General features: G+C 44.4%; 2 protein-coding genes. Both read left to right on the top strand.

What is annotated here, in order from left to right:
• Positions 1-144 precede the first annotated feature (144 nt).
• Positions 145-864, top strand: coding sequence for a hypothetical protein (locus ACRC32_RS00095; RefSeq protein WP_438552078.1), 720 nt, complete (start codon positions 145-147; stop codon positions 862-864).
• Positions 865-879: 15 nt separating this feature from the next.
• A complete protein-coding gene (locus ACRC32_RS00090; RefSeq protein WP_438552077.1) occupies positions 880-2,391 on the top strand; it encodes a hypothetical protein in 1,512 nt (503 codons plus the stop codon).
• The last annotated feature ends 136 nt before the right edge of the window (positions 2,392-2,527 follow it).

Here is a 2,527-nt window from a genome sequence, read left to right as displayed (position 1 = left end):
TGGCTGTAGCCCTCGGCGTGGGTGGTGGTAGAGCGATCTACGAAAACGTCAATAGGGGAGTTTCAGATATTACTGGTGCTATTTCACAGCTAGCTTCAAAAGCAGCAATGTTAATCGTTTAAATATAATTCAGGTATTCCGATCGTGGTTTTCAATTCCAACAAATCGCAACAACTAAACGAGCTAATTCCCAATACCAAAGAAAAGATTACTTTAGGTCAGTTAATTTTAGCTGGTGCGTTTATCATGCTCTCTTTCTCTTCCTGTACTGTCGCCCTCAGCAATAAAAAACTAGCCGAACAGAGAATTACTAACGTTCAATTAGCTGACGGTACTGCCATTTTCATCCAACAAAAATCGGGGGATTATCGCGAACCAAAAGTAATTGTCGAGTTTAGCAAACAATGGTTGAGTTTGATGTTTGGCTGGGAAAGAAGCGATCGGGGCATCAAAAACAGCCAGAATAAATTCGTTCCCAGTAATTCTTATGCTGCGTCGCTGACAATGGCGACCAAGTTTAGAGATGAATTTCTCAACGAACTAGCCCCGATGGTACCTTCCCAGTTTTTCGATCGCAACAACTCACTCAAATCTTCGATCCTAATTCGCTACATCTCAGAACCAGTAGCAGTAAAAGCTACAGTACCGACTTGGAAAATCAATGTAGTAGCCGATTGGCTTATTTTTGATGAAAGTAGTGGCAAACAGATCAAAACTAAGCCTTTCAATAAAATCTTCACCATCCAAGCCGCAGCTATTCCCAACTCCGCGCTTGGTGAAGGTGCAAATAGTTTTGAGAAGTTAGTCAATAAGATGCGTGCTGCTGGCTTAGAAATCATCTCAATTGAAAACTACGACGGGTAGTCGCCATAAATTCCTATGAAAACTCAAAATCAACATGCAACAGTCGAGCTAGATTCAAAAGAACTGAGTGCAGAAGAGCAAAACGAAATAGCTGGACTAGCTTACAAACCAATTGAAGTAGCTAAAGAAGAAAAACTAGATTTAGAAAACGATACCCCATCAAAACTGGCGACTGAAGATAAGGCAATGCCTCGAACCATATTTATGGCAGCAGTTGTAGGTATTTTCATTTTGTTTGGAGTGGGATTATGGCAGGTTCTACAACCTAGATATCCCGAACCTGCTGTAGTTTCAGAACCAGAAACACAAGTTTCAGAGGAAGAAGTGAGCGAAGCTGACTATCGAGGCAAATTAGCACTCAGAGATCAAAAAATAGAATTATCGACTCCGCAACCGAGTGAAGAAAAACCAGTTCCCAAACCCGTAGTACCTGCCACTCCTCCACTCAGATCCGCACCTGTAGTTCGCTACGCACCACCACCACCCAGACCTGTATCCAGACCGATACAGCGCAGTTACAGCCCCAGAACTCAAACCAAACCCGAACAGAAGGTCGATCCCTTCGAGCGTTGGGAGCAACTAGCCAGTCTCGGAAAAGTGCAAACTTCAGAGTTACCAAAACCATCGGTTTCTAACCTCAGAACCAGACAAAGAACGCTTGAGATAGCTAACAGAGAAACGGATGAGCCAATTCCAGTAACCAGGCAAACAAGAAAAATCAAATCGGAGTCGCTACAGATACCTACTGTTAGAGTTAGCTTAAATAAAACTGAAGCAAATAACGACAACTCGCGAACACCTGGCATTGAAGGAATTCTCAACCGCAGGAGAAGCGATCGCGAAACGTCCAATTCTAGTGCATACGAAATTGCTTTTGGTACGACTGTCAGAGGAGTAGTTTCAACTCCCCTACTTTGGGATGAGTCGGAAGATAGCGATAATCAAGCTTACAAACGCTTTAGCATTAGTTTGAGCGAAAACTTAACCGATGCTAACGGAAGGGTAGCCCTGCCATCGGGTACGGTTATTATCGCCCAAGCCGATCGAGTCAATCCTAAAAACCGATTGGTGCGAGCGAGTGCCATTGCGATCGTCTATAAAGATTTACGGGGTAGAACCAGACAGCAAGCGATCGAACCCAACACGATTTTAGTCGAAGCCCAATCCAACCAACCTTTGATTGCTAAAGGTTATTTTGACGACGGCGGTACGATTGCCAGAAGCGATTTGTTAGTCAGTACTCTATCGGGGATAGGAAAAGTAGGCAAAGTTTTAACCGAACCCAAAACAACTTCGACGGTTAGTTCTGGCTTGTTTGGAGGATTTTCTTCTAGCACTACCCAAAGTAGAGATCCCGAACTTTGGGCTGCCGTACTCGATGGCTTTTTCAGTCCTCTTTCCGAGCGCCTTTCGGCTCGATCGGAAAAACAAATTGAAGAATTAGCCAAACGTCCTAATGTTGCCATAGTTGCACCTAATACTAAAGTTTCTTTACTCGTCAATGGCTTTATTACAATCTCACGGTGACTTCCTCCCGTCGCTGATTGCAAGCTTTTGCGGCGCGGGCTTCCCAATCTCGCGACTGAGAGATTCCTGCCCCACGCCACTTATCTAGAGATCCCCCCTTTAGTTCCCCCCGAATTTCGGGGGGTTAGGGGGGATT

It is taken from the genome of Chroococcidiopsis sp., from assembly GCF_051657925.1.
Lineage (GTDB): Bacteria > Cyanobacteriota > Cyanobacteriia > Cyanobacteriales > Chroococcidiopsidaceae > Chroococcidiopsis.
Note: the sequence above shows the minus strand (reverse complement) of the source record. Positions and strands in the feature narration are given on the sequence as shown.

Excerpts from the sequence above, each read along its gene's own strand:
- ACRC32_RS00090 (WP_438552077.1), top strand. The coding sequence starts at position 880 with ATGAAAACTCAAAATCAACATGCAACAGTCGAGCTAGATTCAAAAGAA.